This is a genomic window from Acinetobacter sp. YH12251, from assembly GCF_013417465.1.
Lineage (GTDB): Bacteria > Pseudomonadota > Gammaproteobacteria > Pseudomonadales > Moraxellaceae > Acinetobacter > Acinetobacter amyesii.
The window spans coordinates 100,634-126,035 of the sequence record NZ_VPDZ01000001.1; the positions used below are offsets into that span (position 1 = coordinate 100,634).

Genomic DNA, 25,402 nt, shown 5'->3' on the forward strand with positions numbered 1-25,402 from the left:
AGGCTATGACAAGTTACGAGATGCTCATGGGTTAAATGTTAATTTATAGCGCTACTGCTATACTCGATACATAGTTAACTTGATGAATATAAATAGAAATGATGAATAACCAATTAAACTTGTCTAAAGATAGTTTTGAGAATATTGAAACTGCATGGGAGGGTGATCTTTGGCATCGCCGCCGTTTAGGTGAACAACTCACCAATTATGTTGACCGCTTAAATTGTGGAGCTGTTCTTGCTTTGGATGCGCGTTGGGGTGAAGGTAAAACATGGTTTGTTCGCCATTGGGCAAAGCATTTGACGGATACTGAACATAATGTTGTTTATTTGGATGCGTTTGCAAATGATTATTTGGAAGATCCTTTTTTAACGATTGCCGCTGAAATAAGTCAAACTTTTAAAGAATCAAAAGAAATTGATGATAATGAAATTAAAGATTTTAATGCTAAGACTGCTTCAGTTTTAATATCGTTGGCAGCTGTTATACCAATGATTGCAGCTAAAGCTGGGATGCATTTGATTGGCTTGGGTGGAGCTGGAGAAGCATTTAAAGAGGTATATGAAGAAGGAAAAGAGTTGTATGACACAGCAAGTGAGGAAATAGCTGCAAAAGTTAAGGAGAAAATCGAAAAGAAAATTGAGAATCATCAGGTTGAGAAACAAACAATTCATGACTTTAAGAAAGAACTTGCTGTATTAGCTGGAAAATTAGATAAACCTTTAGTTTTTATTATTGATGAATTGGATCGATGTCGTCCTGATTTTGCAATTCGTCTAATTGAAAGAATTAAGCACTTTTTTGATATTCCAAAAATTTTTTTTGTTTTGGTAATGAATAAGCCTCAACTATTACAATCAGTCAAATCATACTATGGCTATGATTCAGAGATGAATGGAGATTATCTTGAGAAGTTTTTGGATTTCACAATTAAATTTCCAAATTTAGATAATTCTGTATCACATAAAAAAATAATAAAAGATCAACTATTTAGAGTTGGTGAAATTTCAACGAAGGAAGGTGATTCCGAGTTGTATTTTTGGATTATGAATTTTCAAATTACTAAACAATATAATTCTAGGGAGTTGATAAAAAAAATTAACCAATACGCACTTTTAAGGACTGATAATCCAAAGTTAAATTTAATTTTATGTGGATTTATTTTTGATGATTTATTTGAATTGACCTATCCATATCTTACAAAGCAAATTCATAATTTATATAATTGTTTTGAAGGTACGGATAATATGTATATGACAAAAAGCTATTTTATTAATCAAAAGATTGTGGAACACACAAATATCAAAAATTCTTTAATCTGTGAAATATATGATGCAATTGAATCTTTAGAAAATAATTATAAAACTCAAGGTCAACAAGGACAAAAAGAGAGTGCTATGAGTCGGATTTTAAATCAATATTGTGTTGGTACAAAAATAAATATAAAGAATTTCAAAGATATTTGGAAACAATACATTAAAACAGGGTTATTTGAAGTACAGGAATAATTTTTCAATATCATCCGTCTGCAACTGTTCCCGCATCTTTAAAAACTGCTTTTCATCTAAGTCATAGAGCTTAAGGGAAAGCAGTTTTTTGATATCTTCCAGAGGGAAACGATATTTAATAATTTGAGCAGGCACGCCGCCGACAACTGCATAAGGTGGCACATCTTTAGTCACCACCGCGCCTGTAGCCACCACAGCACCTTCACCAAGAGTCACACCTTGCATAATCATCGCACGTGAGCCGATCCAGCAGCCATCACCAATGATTGTGTCACCCGCAGGGACAAAACTCCGTGTATCAAACGGAAAGGCTGAAATCCAATCCGTGCGGTGGAGTTGGTTACCGCCCATCATAATCACGCATTCTGCGCCAAAGCAGACAAAATTACCGATATGTAGCTGGTCTATCGGCTTCTCTGGGGTCGCAGGTTTGTCGTGCAAATAACGCACCACACAGCGCTCAAAACCCTGATCCCAATATGCAGAATAATATGAATAATTACCTTTGATGTGAATATTAGGGTTCTTCACTGTTTTAGAAATGAACTCAAACTCACACCAATGATTGACAGGTGAATTAATCAATTTTTCAGACATAAGGTTTAATAGCAATAATGATTCGCGTGACTATTCTAGCTGACTCACTATAAATGTCGACCACAGATAAATGCTTAAGCTCGTTTTAAATGCAGCAAATGCGTGGCTTGAGTATGCCGTATTCGATCTTTACGATTTGCAAAATAACGCTGTGTAATGTCATGTGCAGATAAATCTTCTAAGACTACATAACCCAGATTTGTCACGGCACGGTGTAACTCATTACTGTGAAATGTCCCAATAATGGCTTCACTTAAAAAATAGGTAAATTTGGAAACAGCAAATGATCCTACACGCTCTATACCAGTTAAATCTTGATAGGGAATGGAATAGTCTAAAACCAATTCGCTACCTGAGGCTGCAAATTCAGCAATGGTTTGCAAGGTGCTAAAAGTTGTTTCTGGTTTTAAATAATGCGTCGTACCAAGCCAAGAAAAGAAAGCAGTTTGCTTTGTATCATAAGAACTCCGTTTTAAGGCATGCGCTAAATTTTCTTTTTCAAAATCAATAGAAACAAACTCAACATGGTCTGGAATATGTCCGAGTTTCTGTAAACTTCGTATTTTTAATGTTTGAGTATCTGGGTGATCAACCTCAAAAATTTTAATATCTGAGTATTTCTGCGCTAATCGGAGGACAAAAGAATCTAAACCTGCACCAATCAGCACATATTGTTTAATTCCTTGTTGTACTGCCTTTTCTAATTGATCTTCGGCATAGCGTGAACGTGCCACCACCTGTGCAGTGAGTAATCCAAATGTTTGGTTGGGTATTTTGCTATTTAACGCTTTTATAAACGTACGATTTGAAAGCAGTTGACGCCAAATTGGACTGGTGAAATGAAAGGCGTAAGGGTCGGAAAAAACAGGTTGGTTCGCATATAAATAATGATTTGCGCGAATAGCAGCGGCAGCTTGTGCCGTTCGGCTTGCATGTCCAAATTTCATCGTGTGTTATGACTCTTTTTGTTTTAGATAACACTTTAATGAAATAAGCCATTTGAACAATGACGTATTCAGTCGACTATTGTTGCTGAACGTACATTTTGGTCACTCGATAGCATGCATTACCTAAGCGAAAAACATAGAACAATAAAAAACCCCTCAAAAGAGGGGCTTAAAATTGCTTATCTTAATGAATTAAAGATATTCAACTTTAGAAATTTCATACTCAACTTCACCTTGTGGGGTGTTGATTTTTACATCGTCGCCTTCGTTTTTACCCAAAAGACCACGCGCAATTGGAGAGTTCACAGAGATTTTGTTGATTTTAAAATCTGCTTCGTCATCACCAACGATTTTATAAGTCTTTTGTTCTTCAGTATCTAAGTTTTCAATGGTCACTGTCACACCGAAAACCACACGGCCATTTTGCTCAAGTGATTTAACATCAATCACTTGGCAAGCACCCAATTTACCTTCGATATCTTGGATACGGCCTTCACAGAAACCTTGTTGCTCGCGAGCAGCGTGGTATTCAGCGTTTTCTTTCAAATCCCCATGTTCACGCGCTTCAGCAATTGCTGCAGTAATACGTGGACGATCAACACTTTTAAGTTGCTGTAATTCTTTCTCTAGGGCAATTTTGCCTTCGGGAGTCATAGGATAACGTTGCATTGTTGTCCCTCATGTTTGTAAAAAGAAAAAATCAGTAAAATTTTTACTGACCTAGAAATGAAAAAAAGCCCGCCACCGAGAGGTGGCGGGACTTCTCGGTAACTTAATTAACCTTTAGTAAGGTCTTGTAAGCGGTATACATCCATTGGCAATTTGATTGCTAAAGCTTGGCATACTGCATCAGCACCGTTAAGGGTAGTTGTGTAATACACTTTACCTTGTAATGCAGAGCGACGGATCGAGAATGAATCTTCTTGAGCCTGTTTGCCTTCAGTTGTATTGATAATGAGGTGAACTTCGCCATTTTTCAAGCGGTCTACGATATTAGGACGGCCTTCAGTCACTTTGTTCACACGTTCACATTCAATACCAGCATCTTTAATCACATCATAAGTACCGCCAGTAGCGATGACTTTGAAGCCAAGATCTGTTAGCTGTTTCGCAATACCAACAGCACGAGGCTTGTCAGAATGACGAACAGATAAGAATGCATGTTTAACTTCGCCTTCTGTTGGTAGGCCAGGTAAACGGTCATTAGAGCCTAACACAGCTTTATAGAACGCTTCACCAAATGTTTTGCCTACACCCATCACTTCGCCTGTAGATTTCATCTCAGGGCCAAGAATTGGGTCAACACCAGGGAATTTGTTGAATGGGAACACTGCTTCTTTTACAGAGAAGTGTTCAGGAATAATCTCTGTAGTGAATCCTTGAGATTCTAAAGATTGACCAGCCATACAACGCGCAGCAACTTTCGCTAAAGATTCACCAATGCACTTAGATACGAATGGAACAGTACGTGATGCACGTGGGTTCACTTCTAGAATGTATACGTCAGTGCCTTTAACAGCAAACTGTACGTTCATTAAACCAATTACGCCAAGCTCTTTCGCCATAGCGATGGTTTGACGGCGCATTTCGTCCTGAACTTCTTTAGATAAAGAGTAAGGAGGAATAGAACATGCTGAGTCACCTGAGTGAATACCAGCTTGTTCGATGTGCTGCATGATACCGCCGATCACAACGTCTTTACCGTCAGATACGCAGTCCACGTCAACTTCAATCGCATCATCTAGGAAGTGGTCAAGAAGTACAGGCGCTTCGTTAGATGCTTGAACCGCATCACGTAAGTAACGTTTCAATTCTTCGTCGTTGTACACGATTTCCATCGCACGGCCACCAAGTACATAAGATGGACGTACCACAAGTGGGTAGCCAACTTTTGCTGCTTCAGCCATACCTTCTTCAGCAGATTTTACGATGCTGTTGTTTGGTTGACGAAGTTGTAGACGTTGAATCATTTGTTGGAAACGTTCACGGTCTTCTGCACGGTCAATCGCGTCAGGTGATGTACCAATAATTGGCGCACCAGCTTCTTCTAAAGCACGAGCCAATTTAAGCGGAGTTTGACCGCCGTACTGAACGATAATGCCTTTAGGCTTCTCGATACGTACGATTTCAAGTACATCTTCCAAAGTAATTGGTTCGAAGTACAAACGATCTGATGTGTCGTAATCTGTAGAAACCGTTTCAGGGTTACAGTTCACCATGATGGTTTCATAGCCGTCATCACGCATTGCAAGGGCAGCGTGTACACAGCAGTAATCGAACTCGATACCTTGACCAATACGGTTAGGACCACCACCGATGACCATGATCTTGTCGCGAGTAGACGGATTCGCTTCACATTCTTCATCGTAAGTTGAGTACATGTAAGCTGTATCAGATTCGAATTCAGCCGCACATGTATCTACACGTTTGTAAACTGGAGTTACGCCCAAGTTCCAGCGGTGTTTACGGAATTGTTTTTGTGAAATGCCCATCAAGTCCGCAATACGAAGGTCAGATAAACCTTTGCGTTTGAACGAACGGATGTTGTCAGCGTTTAAGTCACCAAAACCTAAAGATTTGATTTTTTCTTCAGTTTTGATGATGTCTTCGATTTGGATCAAGAACCAACGGTCAATATTCGTCGCAGCGAACACTTCATCTAACGTGAAACCATGACGGAATGCATCGCCAACGTACCAAATACGCTCAGGACCAGGCACTTTAAGTTCTTGAAGGATTTTCTCTTTCGCACCTTCAGTACCCACTTCGATTTTTTCATCAAAGCCAGCAGCACCCACTTCAAGACCACGAAGCGCTTTTTGTACTGACTCTTGGAAGTTACGGCCAATTGCCATGACTTCACCCACAGATTTCATCTGTGTAGTTAAAGTTGCATCAGCTTGTGGGAATTTCTCGAAGTTGAAACGAGGAATCTTAGTCACAACATAGTCAATCGCAGGTTCGAATGATGCAGGAGTTGTACCGCCAGTGATGTCATTTTTCAATTCATCAAGGGTATAACCGACTGCCAATTTCGCTGCAATTTTTGCAATTGGGAAACCGGTTGCTTTAGATGCCAAAGCAGATGAACGAGAAACACGAGGGTTCATCTCGATCACAACCATACGGCCATCTTTCGGGTTAATACCGAACTGAACGTTCGAACCACCCGTTTCTACACCAATTTCACGAAGTACTGCTAAAGAGGCATTACGTAAAAGTTGGAATTCTTTGTCTGTTAATGTTTGTGCAGGGGCAACAGTGATTGAGTCACCTGTGTGCACGCCCATTGGGTCAAAGTTTTCAATGGTACATACAATGATACAGTTGTCGTTTTTGTCACGAACAACTTCCATTTCGTACTCTTTCCAACCAATCAATGATTCATCAATTAAAAGTTGGTGAGTAGGAGAAAGGTCGAAACCGCGTTCACAGATCTCGATAAATTCTTCTTTGTTGTATGCGATACCACCGCCTGAACCACCCATCGTAAATGATGGACGGATAATCACAGGGAAACCGAAGCGTGCTTGAATTTCTAACGCTTCTTCCATTGATTCAGCGATGTCAGCTTTTGGACATTCAAGACCAATTTTACGCATTGCTTGGTCGAAGAGTTTACGGTCTTCGGCTTTTTCAATTGCTTCTTTAGTCGCACCGATCAATTCAACATTGTATTTTTCTAAAATGCCGTGCTCATCAAGGGCAAGGGCACAGTTCAATGCAGTTTGACCACCCATTGTTGGAAGAACTGCATCTGGGCGTTCTTTCTCAATGATCGCTGCAACAGTTTGCCACGTAATCGGTTCGATATACGTTGCATCTGCCATTGCAGGGTCAGTCATAATCGTTGCAGGGTTAGAGTTAACAAGAATAACTCGGTAACCTTCTTCACGAAGGGCTTTACATGCTTGCGCACCTGAGTAGTCAAACTCACATGCTTGACCGATCACAATCGGACCAGCACCAATAATTAAGATGCTTTTAATGTCTGTACGTTTAGCCATGATGCTTCCTTAATTACTTCTTAGATGCTTCGATAAGTTCGATGAAATGATCGAACAGTGGTGCGCAGTCATGTGGACCAGGGCTTGCTTCTGGGTGACCTTGGAAACTGAACGCAGGTTTGTCTGTACGATGAATCCCTTGAAGGGTTTGGTCGAACAGCGATTTGTGCGTAGCTTTCAAGTTTGCAGGAAGAGTTTCTGCATCCACTGCGAAGCCGTGGTTTTGAGAAGTAATCATCACTGTACCATTTTCTAAGTTTTGTACAGGATGGTTAGCACCGTGGTGACCGTGAGGCATTTTCACAGTTTTTGCACCTGATGCAAGTGCAAGAATTTGGTGACCTAAGCAAATACCGAATACAGGTACATTACGTGCGTCTTCTACAATTGTTTTTACAGCTTCAATTGCATAATCACATGCTGCTGGATCGCCGGGGCCGTTCGATAAGAACACGCCATCTGGATTCAGCGCAAGTACATCAGCAGCAGGAGTTTGCGCAGGCACGACAGTCAATTTACAACCGCGGTCTGCGAGCATACGTAAGATGTTGGTTTTGACACCGTAGTCGTATGCTACAACATGGAATTTAAGTTCTGGTTGAGCGAAACCTTTACCAAGCGCCCAAGAGCCTTCAGTCCACTCGAAACCGGTCGGATCACAGCATTCTTTTGCAAGGTCTAAACCATTAAGACCACCAAAAGCACGTGCTTTAGCTAACGCTTCTTCTTCAGTCGCGTTTTCACCAGCAAGGATACAACCGTTTTGCGCACCTTTTGATCGCAGAATACGCGTTAATTTACGAGTATCAATATCTGCGATAGCAACAACATTGTGTTGTTTAAGGTAATCACTTAGTGATTGCTCAGCACGGAAGTTGCTATGCAATAAAGGTAGGTCACGAATGATCAATCCGTTGGCCCATACTTTATGAATTCGACCTGACTCAGCGTCTTCATCATTACAACCTGTGTTACCGATATGTGGGTAAGTTAGGGTCACAAGTTGTTGTGCATAACTTGGGTCAGTCAAAATTTCTTGATAGCCAGTCATGGCAGTGTTGAAAACGACTTCACCAGTCGTACTACCCGATGCGCCAATTGAAGTACCTTTAAAAATAGTACCATCGGCAAGGGCTAAAATTGCTGGGGTGCTCAAACCAAAGCTCCTGAAATTTAGGCTGTAAAAAAGCGAGAAGACGAAAAAAAAGGAAGGCTGCTTAAAAACCTACCCTCCTTACATCTGCTCGCTTGAACTTAACACGGCATTATACGCAGAAAGCCACTGAAAGTCCATTGTAAATATTAGGAATAAAGCAGATAAAGCGCTTGCATTTTAGAATAAAGTTTGGTTTTGCAAAATCGTAGAAAAATGTAAGCAATTAATTATTGTCAGACAAATCATAAATTAAAATTTATCAATAAGCGCTATTGTGGTTCGGTCAGCAAAAACTATAGGTACAAAGTCATGGCAACTCAACAAAAACAAACAGCGGCTAAATCCTCCCTGAAAGAAGTCGTTATCGAAGGTGCTGAAAAGCTTGAACAAGTTGCAAAAGAAGCGAGTGTCCAAGCCACAGAAGCGGTCACTGAAAGCAAAGAAAAGATCGGAGCAGAGGCAAAGCAGTTGAATGCCAGTGTGCAAGATCAATTGCGTCAGTTGAAGCAAGATGTGTTGAATAAACTTGATCAGCTAAAAGTTCAATTTGGTTCATCGCAAAAAGATTTTAGTGAACTCAAAGAATTTGTGAAAACTGAGTTTAATACGGTTATTGATGATCTTTCAAAACTTGGAAAAGAGCTGAAAGAAGATGTGACCCAAATTTCAGGAAAACACAAAGATCATCTAACAGAAACATTTAAGCGTTCTAAGGAACATACTTTGGAAGCGTGGAAAAAAATTTCACCAGTAAAAGCTGAAGTTACGGATCAAACCACAGATCTTAAAAGTTAATTGTGAATGACATGAATTTTAAAGCGCTTAAGCTAAGTCTAGTCATTCCAGGGAGCTGGATTGGGTGAGAGCGAATTAAACTTAAAGTTAACGCTATATATGCATAAGGGAGCCATTAATGGCTCCCTTATTGTGAATAGTACATTTAAGTACAAAGCACTTATTTAAAAATAAGCAGGCAATAAAAAAGCAAAAGATCGTACTTTTGCTTTTTATCGAAGATCAAAACATTAAAAAGTTTAGAACTGATGTAGCCAATCACGTTTGTTGTGAAAGTCAGCATTTGGACTACTATGCTGCATGGCATAGTACTGTTTACCTTGAGGGGTTTTCAGTACAGCAGTTAGACCAATATAGAGATCTTCCCATTTAAGTTTGTACTTCAGCATAAATTCTGTCAGATCAAGACTGACATTTAAGCCATAGTGCGTCCGTTTCAACTGATTCAGTTCGATATCGTAAGCAGCTTGTGGCGGCATATCTTCTGGATAGCGATATTCTTCAAACTGGTAAACCTGCCAAGCTTGTGAAGGGGAGAGGTTGATTTCACGATAAAAGTCTTCGTTGCGTACACCAATAAAAACTTCTAAGCAGGTATGTTCCCACAAAAAATCGATTCGTGGGTGAGATGATACCAATTCTGGCCATTGAATCAGTTGGTTTGGGTCTCGAATCCAATAACCCACATTTAAAGTATATGGGCTTTGTTGTTCGATAGCACCAACGACTGATACAGCCTGAAAGCGACGATCAAAAGCGCTGAGTTCGAAACTTGCCATAAATGCTTAGTTAGACAGGTGTGCGTAGCGAACAAGGTTAGACAGTTTTGCATTTTGTTTTGCCGCTTTGCGGTAAATCAAAGCAATCTTACCAATCGTTTGAACAACTTCAGAACCTGAAACAGTCGCAATTTCAGTAATCATTGCAGCACGAGCTTCACGGTCTTCTGCCACAACTTTCACTTTAATTAACTCATGGTCGTTTAACGCACGGTTTAATTCTTCAACAACGCTTTCTGATAAGCCTTTGTCCGCAACCATTACAACTGGGTTTAGGGTGTGACCAATTTGACGTAAGCGTTTACGTTCTTGAATAGATAAAGCCGCCATAAATATAACCTAATTTTAAAAACGACCTAGTATAGCAAAATCAAAGTTGAAGCGCTGTATTTAATCGGCATTTTCTCGATGAAGATTATTGAAAAAAACATGATTTAAGATGCTTTTTAGATACACATGTCTACTGCAAAAGTGCTGAATTTCACGTACAATCAAGACTGAGAAGTTTTTTTTATTTAGAGAGTTATGGCTACCCGCATTACTAACCAGAAATTATCCAAAAGTAGTCGTGACTGGATGCGTGAGCATCTTGATGACCCCTTTGTGAAAAAAGCACAAAAGGAAGGATATCGTGCGCGTGCCGCTTATAAATTGCTTGAAATTCAAGAAAAATACAAATTGATCAAGCCAGGCATGACCGTTGTCGACTTAGGTGCTGCACCAGGTAGTTGGTCGCAAATTGCCGGTAAACTTGTTGGCGACAAAGGTTTGGTAATTGCTTCTGATATTTTACCCATGGATGCTTTACCCGATGTGACCTTCTTGCAAGGTGACTTTCGTGAACAAGAAGTGTTCGATGAATTGTTAAAAATTTTAGATGGACGTACTGTAGACGTTGTAATTTCAGATATGGCCCCCAATACATCAGGTAATAAGGCTGTAGATCAACCGCGTCAGATCTATCTTTGTGAATTAGCAATCGACTTTGCTCAAAAGGTTCTTGGACCAAATGGACAATTTGTTGTTAAAGTGTTCCAAGGTGTTGGATTTGATGAATACCGTAAGCAAGTTGTAGACACATTTGATGTGCTGAAAACAGCAAAACCGGCGGCTTCACGTGCTCGATCTAAAGAAGTGTTTTTAATCGGGCAGGGACGTAAGAAAGCTTTCAAGTAAAGTTTACTTGCCAACTCGTTAAAAATTGTGCATTTTGTACGTTTTTAAATTATTGCGAAGCTACTCTGCAGCGTAAGTATTAGAGTCACCCATGTAAATGGGATTGAACGAATTAGATAGAAATGGGAATAAAGCTTTGAGCGATCTTTTTAAGAATGCCGTGTTGTGGCTGGTTATCCTAGGCGTGCTGGTTTTAATCTTCAGCAACGTCAGTGACCGCAATCAACCGACCGCGATGAACTATTCTGAGTTCGTGGCAGCCGTAAATGCGGGTCAGATTAAACAAGTCACCATTGATGGCGAAAGAATTCGTGGCGAAAAATCAAACGGTTCTGAGTTTGAAAGTATCCGTCCTGCGGTTCAAGATCCTGAACTTATGCCGAACCTAATCAAGAACAATGTTGTTGTTGAAGGTACAGCGCCACAGCGTCAAAGTATTTTGATGCAACTTCTGATTGCAAGTTTCCCTGTTCTTTTAATCATTCTGTTATTCATGTTCTTTATGCGCAACATGGGTGGTGGAGCTGGTGGTAAGAATGGCCCAATGAGTTTTGGTAAGTCAAAAGCAAAAATGCTTTCTGAAGACCAAATCAAAGTGACATTTACTGATGTTGCGGGCTGTGATGAAGCTAAACAAGAAGTTGTTGAAATCGTTGACTTCCTAAAAGATCCATCTAAGTTCAAACGACTTGGTGCAAGCATTCCGAAAGGTGTGCTTATGGTTGGTCCTCCGGGTACAGGTAAAACTTTACTTGCTAAAGCGATTGCGGGTGAAGCGAAAGTACCGTTCTTTAGTATTTCGGGTTCTGACTTTGTTGAAATGTTCGTGGGTGTGGGTGCGTCTCGTGTCCGTGACATGTTTGAACAAGCAAAGCGTCATGCACCATGTATCATTTTCATCGATGAGATCGATGCCGTTGGTCGTCACCGTGGTTCAGGTACAGGTGGTGGTAATGATGAGCGTGAGCAAACATTAAACCAAATGTTGGTTGAAATGGATGGTTTTGAAGGCAACGAAGGTATTATCGTCATTGCTGCAACAAACCGTGCTGACGTATTGGATAAAGCTTTACTTCGTCCAGGTCGTTTTGACCGTCAAGTGATGGTGTCTCTACCTGATATTAAAGGTCGTGAGCAAATCCTGAATGTACATTTGAAAAAATTACCTTCTGTGACTGGTGTAGATGTCAAAGTCTTAGCACGTGGTACACCGGGCTTCTCGGGTGCACAGTTGGCTAACCTTGTAAACGAAGCGGCACTGTTTGCTGCACGTCGTAACAAGAATACGGTCGATATGCATGACTTTGAAGATGCAAAAGATAAGCTTTACATGGGTCCTGAACGTAAATCGATGGTGATTCGCGAAGAAGAACGTCGTGCGACGGCTTATCATGAAGCAGGTCATGCAATTGTTGCTGAAATATTGCCGGGTACAGACCCTGTGCATAAAGTGACAATTATGCCGCGTGGTTGGGCACTGGGTGTGACTTGGCAGTTGCCTGAACATGACCAAACCAGCCATTACAAAGACAAAATGTTGAATGAACTTTCAATTTTGTTTGGTGGTCGTATTGCAGAAGAAGTCTTCATTAACCAAATGTCGACTGGTGCTTCAAATGACTTTGAACGTGCAACGAAAATGGCACGAGCAATGGTTACTAAATACGGTATGTCCGATAAAATGGGCGTCATGGTTTACGAAGATGATTCACAGCAGTCATTCATGGGTGGTTTAGGAAGTCGTGTGATTTCTGAAGCAACGCAGCTTGAAGTTGACCGTGAAGTTCGCCGCATTTTAGATGAACAATATAAAGTTGCACGCGATATTCTTGAAAATAACAAAGATATCGCACATGCCATGGTGAAAGCATTGCTTGAATGGGAAACCATTGATCGTGATCAAATCCGTGACATTATGGAAGGTCGTGAACCTCAACCACCAAAAGTGTACATCGCTGAAAATCCAGTGATTGATGTTACACCAACGGATGGTCCAGATGTTCCACCACCATTACCGTCATTGCCAAAAGCATAAAATTTTAAAACCACCTTCGGGTGGTTTTTTTATATGAAAATAAATGCATGTGAGCGCAATGCTGAGCAAACTTAGCGTTAAAATAAGCGCAGCAAAATCTGGGATGTGTACTATGAAGTTGGTGTCTTTGCCTAATAAAATTTTAAACTGTGGTAATTTGCAATTAGATTTGTCAGAGCCACATGTGATGGGGATTTTAAATGTCACACCGGACTCTTTTAGTGATGGTGGCAAACATAATGGTAAAGACCAAGCTATAGCACATGCCTTACAAATGATAGTGGATGGCGCGACAGTGATTGATGTCGGTGGTGAGTCAACACGTCCGGGTGCATCTGTTGTTGAGGTTGAAGAAGAAATTCGACGGGTCGTACCCGTCGTTGAAGCATTATCCAAACACAATGTGGTGATTTCTATCGATACCTCGCAACCTGAGGTGATTGAGGCAGCGGTTCAAGCAGGTGCGCATATCTGGAATGATGTACGTGCATTAACTCGGCCGAATGCCTTAGAAACCGCTGCAAAACTGGATATTCCAGTGATCATTATGCATATGCGTGGAGAACCCACCACGATGAATAATCTAGATCAGTATCAAGATGTCGTTGCTGACGTCATCGATGAATTAAAGCAACGTGTGCAAGATGCATTGGACGCAGGCGTCCGTGCAGAAAATATTATGATTGATCCGGGTTTTGGTTTTGCTAAAAATGCGCAGCAAAACTTAAAGCTTTTACAGCAATTCTATCAATTGAATAACATGGGCTATCCGATCCTGTCTGCATTATCACGTAAGCGTTTTATCGGTGAAGCACTTGGCGGTGCAGATGCACAAAATCGCGCTGTAGGCTCGGTTGCAGCGCATTTACTCAGCATTCAACAAGGTGCATGTATGGTTCGCGCACATGATGTCAAAGCGACGGTAAATGCGATTCGTGTTTGGCAAGCCATGCAGAATGCAGTGTGATTTGAAAATACTGAATCCCAATAAATTTGGTGAATTGTAGTATTTGTGTTATATAAGCGCCCTGAATGTTTTGTGATAGAGTTTCGTATGTTTGCAGATTTACTGCTACCCATGTTTGATGATGAATATTACCCAGATGTGTTGGTTGCAGAGGTGAAGTTATTGGTTGTTCAATTTGCGAAGAAAATCGCAAAAGCAGATTTAAGTTCAACTGATATCTACCATTTTGCCAATGAAACGGTTGCACAGCTCAATAAGATGAAACCTCAATTTGAAGAGTTAGATTCGTCTTTGGATGATACGGCTGCAGATTATATTGCAGAAGCCATGATGATGGTGCTGCAAGACGAAGGCCATATGGATATTGAAATGGAAGAGTTAGTTGCTAACCGAGAATGGTAATTGAACTTTAAAAAAAGCCCTGTAGTGACAGGGCTTTTTTGTGTCTAGGGATTTAAAAAATTATTTAGCTTTGTCTATAAAATCTTTAAACGATGATTTGATCGATGCTGATAGTTTCTGTTCTTCTTGCATGGCTTGTAAGTGTAGGGCGTAGAAATACGTTTGATGCTCTTTTTGTTTTAAGGATTGTTGATAAGACCAAAATGCCAGTTGGCGAAGCTTTTGTAGTTTTACTCGTTCAATGGCACTGCTATCACGTTTATAAAACAATTCAGTAAATACACATAAAAAAAGACTGAAAAAAAGTCCACAGAGACTGATGAGGTTTAATACATCTGTTTGTAGATATTTAAAGTTAGTAGCGAGGATAAGTGTGAATCCCCCAAGGAGATACAGCTGTATTTGCAGACGTTGAACTGCAAACTTACTGCTAAAACGTGCTTGATAATGTGCATACCAAACATAGCAATAGATCAAAGGAAGAATAATCAATACACCAAGATTGAACGCCATTTTGGGGGCGTGAATTGAAAGTGCCGTTGAAAGTATATGCCCAAGTGCGGCGCTGCCAAGTGAGATAAAAAGTATCAGGCAAAAGCTAAAGATTAAAACGGGTGCAGTGGGCGTTAGATTGATAATTTTGAAATGCGCAAACAGCAGCCGTTGATAAAAGGCATCGGGATGCTTGAGTTGTAGTGTAGGGAGATCAAAATCTGAAGATATTGGCATTGAATAATAATAGATTTATAAATTTTAGGCATAAAAAAACCAGCAAATTGCTGGATCTTTTATTGCACCAATCTTAAAAGTATAAGAATGGTGCCCGAGGCCAGACTCGAACTGGCACGCTTTGTGGGCGGGGGATTTTAAATCCCCTGTGTCTACCGATTTCACCACTCGGGCATGTGCGCAATAATAGAGGACGAAATGGACCTTGGCAAGTGTATTTGATGGTGTTTGTTTTAAAATCAATCAATTCATGCATATAAGTTGAAAATATTCAAAAATATTGATGTATTGAATGACATTTTGAGCAGTGAATTAAAGTTTTTTTCACTACACCAAAGTCAACTTATTTCATTAACTCATCAAGATAATGTTCAACATTTTGGTGCTTTAGCTTTTTACATAGCTGATTTTCCTGATGTAGCATTTGTATGTGCAAATTTTGGAACTGTGTAAAGCGCTCAGATAACTGTTTATGATTTGCTTGATTTGGATTGCTGAGTGTTAAACGTAATTTTGCTTTAAGCATTTGTTTATACGACCAATAAGCAATACGACGTGTCTCTTGCAGAAAATAGTATTCTTGGGTGTTACTTCCACCTTTGAATAGATTTTCTTTATAAAAACGCACAAAGCCGAAACTCATGGCGAAAAAGAACAATACAGATTGAACGAAGGTGCTTTGTAAAAAGGCGATATTGAGTAATTGTAATAAAATCACGATCGCAAGTCTGAATGGCGTATTCTTCAAACTTTGATACAGGGACATTGAACTGTGTTTGATTTGCTTGATGACTAAGGGCACAACCAGCATGAAAAACAGCATAATACTCAGTACAGCAATACCATGAGCTCGAAACTCACTCATATCAGGAAAATACAGTTGCACTGCATGACCAATACTCATGCTCAAAGAAATAAAAATTATCGCCGCCAAAACCCAAGGAATGAGTTCTTTGAGTTCGTCTAAAATGCCTTGAGTTTTCAGTTGGCTATAAAATAAATAATTATGTTTAAAGGCTGCTGGATATTGCTGTTTCAGTTGTTGAAGGTAAAGCGCAGCCTGTTTCTTTTGAGTCATATTGTGACGTTAATATTAAAGCGTGAAAATAATATAGTTGATTTCGATATTTTTAACAGAACTTTTTTCTAAATCATGTTGTATATCTGAACATTATAAGAGAAATCGCAATTTCTATAGTGAAGGTCGCAGTTTTCATCCTTCTTTTATGCGAAAATACATACTTATTGAATATTAAGTTTTTATAGGCAGTTTATGACTGATCATTCTCCTGAAACATTAAGCGATATCGAAATTCTAGACATTCTTCAGTCGATGAAATCAGATGTTTTAAATACTGAAGCAAATGAAGTGATTCGTAGTGGGGGGAAAGCTGGTCGTCAAGAGGCTCATAAACAAGCTTTGGTGAAATTAAATCAAGCATTTGAAGATAAATTTGTTGAAGCTGTGACTCTGGCTTTAGGCTTAAATGAAGGCCAAAGTAAAAAAATTCGCTATAAGAAAGACCGTATCCGTATTTTGAAAGTTCGTGGAATTGATTATTTAGCGATTGATGGTGCTGAAACTGCACAAGTATTGTCACAAGTTGCACAAGCAATTGTACGTGAAGACGCAACGGTGACTCATGACCTGCATAATATTTTCCCATTTTGGAAAGAAGGCTGGCCAATGGTGCAATTCGACAATGTTTATAAAATTTTAGAAGATGATATTCGCATTCATTATGAAGCAGTTCTAGAAGCATTAATTTCAAAGCATTAATTACTACAAATGAACCTGTGAGTGTAAAGCACTGGCTAGTTCTATTGTTAAGCATAAAAAAGCACCTGATGGTGCTTTTTTATCTTTAAAATTTTAAGTTAAGCTCGAATAAAACGGAAACATTCCAAAGATTAGACCCGCTGCTAACATGACAAAACACGTGATCACAGCCCAGATAATGGTAAATTTCTGATGTTGTCCAAACTCGATACCCGCAAGTCCACAGAGTAAATAGGTCGAAGGGACAAGTGGAGAGAGTAGGTGTACAGGTTGCCCTACGATGGAGGCACGTGCCATTTCTACAGGTGCAATTCCATAATGAGCTGCTGCATCTGAAAGAATTGGCAAAACCCCAAAATAGAAAGCATCATTCGACATAAAGAAAGTCATCGGCATACTGATGACAGCGGTAATCGGTGCTAAATAGGGACCCATACTTTGAGGGATAATCGCCACAAGCTCTTTTGACATGGCTTCTACCATACCTGTTCCGGCTAAAATTCCCGTAAAAATACCTGCAGCAAAAATAATACCGACCACGTTTAAAGCACTACCTGCATGGTGTGCGATTAACTTTTTTTGCAAGTCGACATTTTTGTAGTTGACGACTAGCGCAATACATAAAGCCACCATGAATAAAATAGGCATAGGTAAAATACTAAAAACCAGACAAATCATCAGAACGACGGTTAACAGTGCATTAAACCAACGTAGATCTGCGCGGTTGGCTTCTGGATTATCTGAGATTTGAATGTTTTCACCATGACTGATATCCAATTGGACAATTCCCAGACGCTTTCTTTCCATTCGACCATACATGGTTCCCAAAAAGTACAACCAGCCGATGGCAAATAGCATCGGTAAAACCATCGGAACAAAAACATCACTTGGGTCGACATGAAGTGCGCTGGCGGCGCGGGCTGTAGGCCCACCCCATGGCGTAAGGTTCATAATGCCGCTAGAGAGCATAATCAAACATGCCATAATCAATGGGCTCATACTTAAGCGCTTATAGAGTGGCAGCATGGCAGCAACACAGATCATATAGGTTGTAGAACCATCTCCATCCAAAGAGACAATTAACGTCAGGGTAATGGTTCCAAGAACGACTTTTAAGGGATCACCTTTGACCATTTTTAAAATAAATTTCACCGAAGGGTCGAACAAACCTGTATCAATCATGATGGCAAAATACAGAATCGCAAAAAGCAGCATGATGCCAGTCGGTGCAAGTTTTTTTACACCTTCAATCATCATGTCGCCAATTTCATTTATTTGTATGTGTGACAAGCTGTCAAAATAAAAACCAAGTAACCACGCAATCAAGGCAAAAAGTAGGGGAATTAAAGTCAGTGCGACAAGTGGGCTTAAGCGTTTCGACATGATCAAATACATAAAACACAAGATCATGCCCAAACCGAGTACGGTTAACATGGTTCATTCCTTTGAAATATAAAGCTGTTTTTAAATCCAAGGGCAGAGCATAAAGAGAAATTTCATCAGTCAAAACAAAGGTGAGAAAATGTGAAATACATCACTATTTTGATGAAAAATAGTCATTAATAATGAAGGTATTAAGGAGGGGGAGATTTTCGATTTATTTTAATTTTTATTCAAAAAAAGTGGTCTGTTTACATATATTCAACATCTGTAGAGAACTGTAAGTTCGTGTAGATCCAGTTTGATCACAATAACTGCGCTTAAGCAAAAATAGACAGTAGCGTCCGAATCGGCCAACTAAAAAATCGGAACCAAAAAATTAAGGGATTATAAAAGAACAGACCAAAACGCATGGTTTCGTCATATTGTTGTCTGCCACGTTCATAAGGATAAGGTGTTAAAAACCAAGCAGTGACGATCAGTGCAACACCGAGCAATAGAAATAAAGGTTGTGGATGAGCTTTGAAAAAATAATAGATTAGATAAGCCCCAGTATAAAAACTAAAGCAAGTCAAAATCGCTTTAAGTGAAAAAGACATCTTCGTATTCCATCGTATTTATATTTTATTGTTTTAGAAAAAAGAAGAATCGAATTAATCCGATTCTTCTGGTGTATCAAGTTCAGTTTCAGTCTGTTGTAAGCGGGTCACTAATAATTGGTCAATTTTAAAGTGGTCTACATCAACAACTTCAAATTTGTAGCCATGATAAGTAACAAAGTCAGCTGGACGTGGAATTTTACGCAGTTTAAACATCATAAAGCCCGCAAGGGTTTCATAGTTTTCTTCATCGGGCATTTCATCTAAAGCGAGGGCATGCTTTAAATCTTCAATTGGTGTACTGCCATCGATAAGCCAAGAATCCGCATCACGTTTAATAATTTGTTGTTCTGCTTCAATCGGTGTTACCCAGTCGCCCATCACGGTAATCATAATGTCGGAGAGGGTAATAACGCCGACAACCAACGCGTATTCGTTAATTACTACGGCAAATTTTTCTTTGGTTGAGCGGAAGCGATCGAGTAACTCGGACAGTGTTAAGGTATCTGGAATCGTGAGGACATTACGAATAGTATTTTCGTTGAGCTGTAGAAGTGACTGATTGTTGAGGATTCGAACCAAAATATCTTTGGCATCCACATAGCCAATCACGTCATCAATATTTTCACTACAGACCAAAAACTTTGAATACGGAAATTCAGCGAGTTTTTGACGAATACTGGCTTCAGATTCTTTGAGGGTAAAGTACACCACGTTTTCACGTGTAGTCATACTTGAAGGGACGTTACGTTCTTCCAGCTCAAATACGTTTTCAATAAAGTGGTGTTCTTGCTTTTGAAGTACACCAGCTTGAGCACCGGCATCCATCACGGCTGAAATGTCGTCAAAGGTAATATTGTCATCGCGTGTTGTATTCACTTTGAATAAACGAAACAACAAATTGGCAATGGCATTAATCACCCACGCCATTGGCTTACACACCTTAATAAAGATTTGAATCGGGTCAACAACAGCAACGGCAATTTTTTCAGGTGCGATCATCGCCAAACGTTTTGGCATCAAATCAGCAAATAGAATGAATAAGGATGTGACTAAAGTAAACGACAGGGTGAAACCGATAGTTTCAGTCCACGGGCCCTGATAAAAACGGGTCACTAAGGTTATGAAATAAGGACGAAATGCGCCTTCACCCAAAATACCGCCAAGAATTGCCACGGCATTTAAGCCAATTTGTGATGCGGCGAAAAAGTCTGCTGAGTTGGCTTGTAAGTCAAGCACACGTTGTGCACGTGAATCTCCAGATTCAGCCAAAATTTTAAGCTTTACTTTTCGTGCACCCGCGAGGGCAATTTCTGTTAAGGATAGAAAACCCGCACCGACGATCAGGAGAATAATAATGACTATATTTTGGAAAAGGCTCACGAATACACCTGTTTGTGATTCATTCTATTTTTCTGTATTTCTAACACAAAAATGGGCAAGGTAGTAGTCTTAACTACTACCTATATAGTGACAGTATACGTTTGAATTAATAAGGAATTAAAGAATTAATTACTGATACTGTGAAAACTGAGAGTTATTCATTAAGTATTCGCGGTTTTCTTCTTCAATCATTTGACGTGCAACATACAATATAAGTTGACGTAACCAGCGATGAGCAGGGTGATGATGAAGTAATGGACACCAAGCCATTTTTAATTCAAATTCAGGAATATAGAATGGTGGATCGCGAAGTAACAGGTTTTGACTTTTGGCTTGAAGGCGAGCGATACGGCTTGGCAGAGTCGCAACCAAATCAACATTCGAGGCCAATAAGCCAGGCATTTGATAATGACGAGTAAAAACTGAAATTTTACGTTTTTGGCCAATACGTTCTAGAGCCTGATCAATCCAACCTAGACCCGCTTGTTTTTCTGGGTTGACACCAAAACCGACACCCATACCTGTTTTAGATACCCAAATGTGTTGTGCATCTAGATAGCTCTTCAGGTTTAAATTATTTGCAGCAGGATGCTTGGCATTTAAAAGGCATGAAAAACTGTCACGCCAGACCAAAACTTGGTGGAAACTTTGCGGAATTTCATTAAAGCGGTTAATCGCCAAGTCGACTTTACCTTGTTCCATATCTCGATAAGACACATCACTAGGCGTTAAAAAATCGAGAACCACATTGGGTGCTTCTGAGCGCAAAGCTTTTACTAGGCGCGGCACCAGTGTTGCTTCAGCATAATCTGAAGTCATGATGCGGAAGACACGATTTGAGGTGTAAGGGCGGAACTCGGTACGGGGTTCCAAAATCATCGAAAGGTCAGAAAGTGCATCACGGATACGTGGCTGTAATTCAAGCGCACGTTCTGTAGGTGTCATACCTTCTGAAGAACGAATAAGAAGTGGATCATTAAATAAGTTGCGTAGACGACGTAAAATATTACTCATCGCAGGCTGAGTTACACCCAGTTGCTCGGCAGCACGAGTCACATTTTTTTCACGAAGAAGTACATCAAGATAAATTAATAGATTGAGATCGACCCGCTCCAGATTCATAAAATAAATACCGACAATAAAATCATGAAATTTATCTGATTATGCCATAACTACTAAGGCTTGTGTAAAAAATGGATGAAAAAATGACGTGTACTATTGTACTAAAATTCGGCAGTTTTAAGAAAAATTTGCTGAAGCGACAGCGCATATTTCTTAAACACTTATTACCTGTTTAGACCGATATTTTTAAATAAATATAATAAAAATAAGGAGCAATTTTGATTATGCGAAGTGATGTTCATAAAACTCAAAAGTAAGATGAAATATCTCATTTACATAATCATTTGAGGACGGAATAACCATGCATTTAGTTTGGTAAATTTGGGCAAAAAAGGCGTAAAAAATGCTGTTTTTTTTAAAAGTGAATGCTCAGTCGACTTAAGTCTAATGAAGAATAATTCATCAGAGTGTTTGTAAAATAGACAAAAAAATCAGCCAAATTTATTGATAAAATTGTTTAAATACAAATACTTATGAATATTGGTTAATTATTATAATACGACTTTAATCTACATATTTTTTAAATAAATACCGAAAATTAATGCAGAATATTGGATTAATTTTTTTAGTCAATCTACTCTGTGTCTATCGCAACGAAGTGTTCTAAATCTGAACAATCATTCGAGGGTATGATTTTAGCCTTACGTTGCAGAAAAATCCTAATATTATTACAGGAACATATCATGTCTACATACTTAACAGCGATTGATGCAATCCGTGAATTAAAAGCAAAATTCGGAAGCACTTGGCGCGATATTAGCCCAGAAGATGCTGCACGTATGCAAATGCAAAACCGTTTCAAAACTGGTTTAGACATTGCGAAATATACAGCTGCAATTATGCGTCGTGATATGGCTGCTTATGATGCTGATTCTAGCAAATACACTCAATCATTAGGTTGCTGGCACGGTTTTATCGCACAACAAAAAATGATTGCGAACAAAAAATACTTCGGTACAACTGAACGTCGTTATATCTACCTTTCTGGTTGGATGGTTGCAGCTCTTCGTTCAGAATTCGGTCCACTTCCTGACCAATCTATGCACGAAAAAACTTCAGTTCCTGCATTGATCGAAGAAATCTACACTTTCCTTCGCCAAGCTGATGCGAAAGAATTAAACGACTTATTCCGTGCGCTTAAAAAAGCAAACGAAGCAGGTGATACTGCTAAAGCTGCAGAAATCACTGCTCAAATCGACAACTTCCAAACTCACGTTGTGCCAATTATTGCGGACATCGACGCTGGTTTCGGTAACGAAGAAGCGACTTACTTACTAGCTAAGAAAATGATCGAAGCGGGTGCTTGTGCACTACAAATCGAAAACCAAGTATCTGACGCTAAACAATGTGGTCACCAAGCTGGTAAAGTTACAGTTCCACACGAAGACTTCATCGCGAAAATCCACGCTCTTCGCTATGCATTCTTAGAAATGGGTCTTGATGACGGTATCATCGTTGCTCGTACTGACTCTGAAGGCGCTGACTTGACTCAAAAAATCCCAGTGGTTAAAGAGCCAGGCGACATCGCTTCTCAATACATCAGCTACTTAGACACAACTGAAATTGACATTTCAGAAGCTCAAGAAGACGAAATCCTAATCAAGCGTAACGGTAAACTTCACCGTCCAAAACGTCTTGCTTCTGGCTTGTATCAGTTCCGTCCAGACACGCAAATCGACCGCGTTGTACTTGACTGTGTATCTAGCCTTCAAAATGGTGCTGACCTTCTTTGGATCGAAACTGCGACTCCAAACGTTGAAGAAATTGCTCACATGGTTAACCGTGTACGTGAAGTTGTTCCAAATGCGAAACTTGTTTATAACAACTCTCCATCATTCAACTGGACATTAAACTTCCGTCAACAAGCGTACGATCGTTGGGTTGCTGAAGGTAAAGACGTATCTGCATACGACCGCGCTAAATTAATGAGCGCTGAGTACGATAACTCTGAATTAGCTGCTGAAGCTGACGAAAAAGTTCGTACATTCCAAGCAGATGCTTCTCGTGAAGCGGGTGTGTTCCATCACTTAATTACACTTCCGACTTACCACACAGCTGCGCTTTCTACACATGAACTTGCTCAAGGTTACTTCGGTTCTGAAGGTATGTTGGCTTATGTTGCTGGCGTACAACGTAAAGAAATCCGCGGTGGTATTGCATGTGTGAAACACCAAGCAATGGCTGGTTCAGACATCGGTGACGACCACAAAGAAATCTTCGCTGGTGACAACGCGCTTAAAGCGGGTGACGATGCGAAAAACACAATGAACCAATTCGCTGCTCACTAAGCATTGAACTGATTCGAAAAAAAGCCCAGCGAAAGCTGGGTTTTTTTATGGCTTTAAAATCTTCTTAAATCCATTTATTGAAGTGTGTCGATATAAAAAAGCAGGGCATAACCCTGCAAATATAATGAGACCCCCTTTATTTAAGGCCAAAGGATAATTAACCAAGTAAAAAAAATAATTGCTAAAGCGACAAATTGAGCGGCACTTCCCATATCTTTGGCAATTTTAGAAAGTGGATGCTTGTCTAGAGATACCCGGTCGACCACGGCTTCAATAGCAGAATTGAATAACTCAACAATTAAGGCAAATAAACACACCACTACCATAAGGGCATGTTCAACACGACTCACATCGAGTAAGCAACTGGTGGGAATAAGCACAATATTCATCCAGACAATTTGTCGAAATGCAGCTTCATTTTGATAAGCAGCTTTGAATCCGTCGAGGGAATATTGTGTTGCATTAAAAATTCGTTTAAGTCCAGATTTACCTTTAAACGGGGAAATTTCACTCATAGTACTGTACAGACGTATAGATTTAAAAACTGGCGAAAATATAGCATGCCAAGCTTAAAGTTTTCTTGCATTCAGCTTTTATTTTATTAGGCCTAAAAGTTTAGGATGATTTACATAAGCCTGTATTAAGTTAGTGCTATGTTTATCCAGTATTAGACTTAAAATTTGCCTGAATTTCAGGCACAATACAGGCGTTTAAAATTTTTAATTTTGAAGCCTTTGCTTCATTGCATGAAATAATAAAAGTGATATAGGTCAACAATGAAAAACTTTAGTTTTGCTGTGCTTGCAGCAACACTTTTAACCAGCCAGTTTGTCAGTGCAGAGCCGGCAGTTATTCAAACGGAAATCAAAACGAATGTGACACAGCCCATGGGATTTTATCCTTTCCAAGTGGGTGCATATAAAGTCATTGCTTTAAAAGATGGGACACTCGAATTAAGTCCTGATTTATTTAAACAAAATTTAACTCCAGAAGAAGTCAGTGCCTTATTTCAAAAGCTTGCGGTTGATCAGAGCAAAGGCATACAAACCAGTGTCAATGCCTATCTGATTGATGATGGACAAGGCGGCATCAGTCTTGTTGATAGTGGTGCAGCCAGTTGTTTTGGACCAAACTTAGGTTCTATTGCACAAAATATTGAAGCGGCCGGCTATAAGCTTAATCGTGTACGCAGTGTTTTCTTAACCCATTTACATCCAGATCATGCATGTGGCATTGCGAAACAAGGCAAGGCCGTGTTTCCAAATGCAACGGTCTACGTCAATGAGCAAGAAAGTCAGTATTGGTTAAGTGAAAATACCGTCGACACTTTGGCTGCTGAAAAACGTGAAGGTTATTTAGCGACCGTTGCAAAAATTAAAGCAGCGATTGCGCCTTATCAAACTATGCGAAGTTTTAAGACCTTTAGCGTTGGTTCGGTGATTAATGGCTTAGAAGTACTACCGAGTATTGGACATACACCAGGACATTATTCTTTTATTTTAAAGTCGCAAGCTAAAAGTTTTGCTATCCTCGGCGATGTGGTTCATTCGTATCATTTACAGTTTGACCAACCTAAGTTATCTGTTGATTTTGATGTCGATCCGGTCAAAGCCAGTGAAACTCGTTTAGCAATTTTTAAACGTTTCGCTCAAGAGCAAACCTTTGTTGCATTTGCACATTTACCATTTCCGGGTATTGGTAAAATTAGTGAAATGAATGATGGTCAGTTCCGTTGGAACCCGCTAAATTTAG

23 protein-coding genes and 1 tRNA gene are annotated in these 25,402 nt (G+C 39.7%); 9 read left to right on the top strand and 15 right to left on the bottom strand.

Annotated features, from left to right (window positions below):
• Window positions 1-98 precede the first annotated feature (98 nt).
• A complete protein-coding gene (locus tag FTV27_RS00525; RefSeq protein ID WP_373687135.1) occupies window positions 99-1,508 on the top strand; it encodes a P-loop NTPase fold protein in 1,410 nt (469 codons plus the stop codon).
• Here the strand turns inward: FTV27_RS00525 and FTV27_RS00530 are convergent.
• The 5 genes from FTV27_RS00530 to carA form a co-directional block, all read right to left on the bottom strand.
• Window positions 1,488-2,105 (bottom strand): CatB-related O-acetyltransferase, encoded by a 618-nt coding sequence (locus FTV27_RS00530; RefSeq protein WP_180076748.1) that lies wholly within the window; start codon window positions 2,103-2,105, stop codon window positions 1,488-1,490. The two genes, FTV27_RS00525 and FTV27_RS00530, sit on opposite strands and share 21 nt — an antisense overlap.
• A 74-nt stretch (window positions 2,106-2,179) precedes the next feature.
• Window positions 2,180-3,052 carry a class I SAM-dependent methyltransferase gene (locus FTV27_RS00535; protein WP_180076749.1) on the bottom strand — a complete coding sequence of 291 codons (873 nt, stop codon included), beginning with the start codon at window positions 3,050-3,052 and terminating at the stop codon, window positions 2,180-2,182.
• 192 nt (window positions 3,053-3,244) lie between these two features.
• Complete coding sequence (gene greA, locus FTV27_RS00540) at window positions 3,245-3,721, bottom strand: transcription elongation factor GreA (protein WP_078192164.1); 477 nt, start codon at window positions 3,719-3,721, stop codon at window positions 3,245-3,247.
• Between the two features lie 107 nt (window positions 3,722-3,828).
• Window positions 3,829-7,059, bottom strand: a complete 3,231-nt coding sequence (gene carB / locus FTV27_RS00545) for a carbamoyl-phosphate synthase large subunit (protein WP_180076750.1) — start codon at window positions 7,057-7,059, stop codon at window positions 3,829-3,831.
• Between the two features lie 13 nt (window positions 7,060-7,072).
• Window positions 7,073-8,215, bottom strand: coding sequence for a glutamine-hydrolyzing carbamoyl-phosphate synthase small subunit (gene carA / locus FTV27_RS00550; protein ID WP_078192162.1), 1,143 nt, complete (start codon window positions 8,213-8,215; stop codon window positions 7,073-7,075).
• Between the two features lie 309 nt (window positions 8,216-8,524).
• Here carA and FTV27_RS00555 point away from each other — a divergent pair, with 309 nt between their 5' ends.
• Window positions 8,525-9,010 carry a hypothetical protein gene (locus tag FTV27_RS00555; protein ID WP_078192161.1) on the top strand — a complete coding sequence of 162 codons (486 nt, stop codon included), beginning with the start codon at window positions 8,525-8,527 and terminating at the stop codon, window positions 9,008-9,010.
• 239 nt (window positions 9,011-9,249) lie between these two features.
• Here the strand turns inward: FTV27_RS00555 and FTV27_RS00560 are convergent, their stop codons facing one another.
• Together FTV27_RS00560 and FTV27_RS00565 are read right to left on the bottom strand one after the other, a co-directional pair.
• Entirely contained in the window at window positions 9,250-9,789 is a 540-nt protein-coding gene (locus FTV27_RS00560) for a DOMON-like domain-containing protein (RefSeq protein WP_180076751.1), read from the bottom strand.
• A gap of 6 nt (window positions 9,790-9,795) precedes the next feature.
• Complete coding sequence (locus tag FTV27_RS00565) at window positions 9,796-10,119, bottom strand: YhbY family RNA-binding protein (protein WP_078191340.1); 324 nt, start codon at window positions 10,117-10,119, stop codon at window positions 9,796-9,798.
• Between the two features lie 195 nt (window positions 10,120-10,314).
• On the opposite strand from FTV27_RS00565, the gene rlmE reads away from it, so the two are divergent.
• The 4 genes from rlmE (at window position 10,315) to FTV27_RS00585 (ending at window position 14,369) form a co-directional block, all read left to right on the top strand.
• Window positions 10,315-10,965: a 23S rRNA (uridine(2552)-2'-O)-methyltransferase RlmE gene (gene rlmE / locus FTV27_RS00570; protein ID WP_078192159.1), complete on the top strand. Its 651-nt coding sequence runs from the start codon at window positions 10,315-10,317 to the stop codon at window positions 10,963-10,965.
• 136 nt (window positions 10,966-11,101) lie between these two features.
• Window positions 11,102-13,000, top strand: a complete 1,899-nt coding sequence (gene ftsH / locus FTV27_RS00575) for an ATP-dependent zinc metalloprotease FtsH (protein ID WP_078191443.1) — start codon at window positions 11,102-11,104, stop codon at window positions 12,998-13,000.
• A 112-nt stretch (window positions 13,001-13,112) separates the two neighbouring features.
• The gene (gene folP / locus FTV27_RS00580; protein WP_078192158.1) at window positions 13,113-13,967 is read left to right on the top strand and encodes a dihydropteroate synthase; all 855 of its coding nucleotides are present in this window, start codon (window positions 13,113-13,115) and stop codon (window positions 13,965-13,967) included.
• 87 nt (window positions 13,968-14,054) lie between these two features.
• Window positions 14,055-14,369 (top strand): DUF5713 family protein, encoded by a 315-nt coding sequence (locus FTV27_RS00585; RefSeq protein WP_180076752.1) that lies wholly within the window; start codon window positions 14,055-14,057, stop codon window positions 14,367-14,369.
• 60 nt (window positions 14,370-14,429) lie between these two features.
• On the opposite strand, the gene FTV27_RS00590 is transcribed toward FTV27_RS00585, so the two are convergent.
• The 3 genes from FTV27_RS00590 to FTV27_RS00600 all read right to left on the bottom strand — a co-directional run bounded on the left by FTV27_RS00590 (window position 14,430) and on the right by FTV27_RS00600 (window position 16,176).
• Window positions 14,430-14,882 (bottom strand): hypothetical protein, encoded by a 453-nt coding sequence (locus FTV27_RS00590; protein WP_180076753.1) that lies wholly within the window; start codon window positions 14,880-14,882, stop codon window positions 14,430-14,432.
• A 304-nt stretch (window positions 14,883-15,186) separates the two neighbouring features.
• Window positions 15,187-15,272 (bottom strand) — tRNA-Leu (locus FTV27_RS00595).
• A 169-nt stretch (window positions 15,273-15,441) separates the two neighbouring features.
• Entirely contained in the window at window positions 15,442-16,176 is a 735-nt protein-coding gene (locus tag FTV27_RS00600; RefSeq protein ID WP_180076754.1) for a hypothetical protein, read from the bottom strand.
• Between the two features lie 195 nt (window positions 16,177-16,371).
• Between FTV27_RS00600 and FTV27_RS00605 the strand changes: the two genes are divergently transcribed.
• Complete coding sequence (locus tag FTV27_RS00605; protein ID WP_078191335.1) at window positions 16,372-16,878, top strand: hypothetical protein; 507 nt, start codon at window positions 16,372-16,374, stop codon at window positions 16,876-16,878.
• A gap of 93 nt (window positions 16,879-16,971) precedes the next feature.
• Here FTV27_RS00605 and FTV27_RS00610 read toward each other — a convergent pair whose 3' ends face one another.
• The 4 genes from FTV27_RS00610 to FTV27_RS00625 form a co-directional block, all read right to left on the bottom strand.
• Window positions 16,972-18,312 carry a CitMHS family transporter gene (locus FTV27_RS00610; protein WP_180076755.1) on the bottom strand — a complete coding sequence of 447 codons (1,341 nt, stop codon included), beginning with the start codon at window positions 18,310-18,312 and terminating at the stop codon, window positions 16,972-16,974.
• 266 nt (window positions 18,313-18,578) lie between these two features.
• Entirely contained in the window at window positions 18,579-18,857 is a 279-nt protein-coding gene (locus tag FTV27_RS00615) for a hypothetical protein (protein WP_078191333.1), read from the bottom strand.
• A gap of 54 nt (window positions 18,858-18,911) precedes the next feature.
• Window positions 18,912-20,240: a hemolysin family protein gene (locus FTV27_RS00620; RefSeq protein WP_180076756.1), complete on the bottom strand. Its 1,329-nt coding sequence runs from the start codon at window positions 20,238-20,240 to the stop codon at window positions 18,912-18,914.
• Between the two features lie 129 nt (window positions 20,241-20,369).
• Window positions 20,370-21,362 (bottom strand): LysR family transcriptional regulator, encoded by a 993-nt coding sequence (locus FTV27_RS00625; RefSeq protein ID WP_078191331.1) that lies wholly within the window; start codon window positions 21,360-21,362, stop codon window positions 20,370-20,372.
• 683 nt (window positions 21,363-22,045) lie between these two features.
• Between FTV27_RS00625 and FTV27_RS00630 the strand changes: the two genes are divergently transcribed.
• On the top strand, window positions 22,046-23,650 hold the full coding sequence (locus tag FTV27_RS00630) for an isocitrate lyase (RefSeq protein ID WP_078192152.1): 1,605 nt from the start codon (window positions 22,046-22,048) through the stop codon (window positions 23,648-23,650).
• Between the two features lie 140 nt (window positions 23,651-23,790).
• Here the strand turns inward: FTV27_RS00630 and FTV27_RS00635 are convergent, their stop codons facing one another.
• The gene (locus tag FTV27_RS00635) at window positions 23,791-24,165 is read right to left on the bottom strand and encodes a diacylglycerol kinase (protein ID WP_180076757.1); all 375 of its coding nucleotides are present in this window, start codon (window positions 24,163-24,165) and stop codon (window positions 23,791-23,793) included.
• Window positions 24,166-24,426: 261 nt separating this feature from the next.
• On the opposite strand from FTV27_RS00635, the gene FTV27_RS00640 reads away from it, so the two are divergent.
• A partial coding sequence (locus FTV27_RS00640; RefSeq protein WP_218949470.1) for an MBL fold metallo-hydrolase occupies window positions 24,427-25,402 on the top strand: 976 nt, incomplete at its 3' end.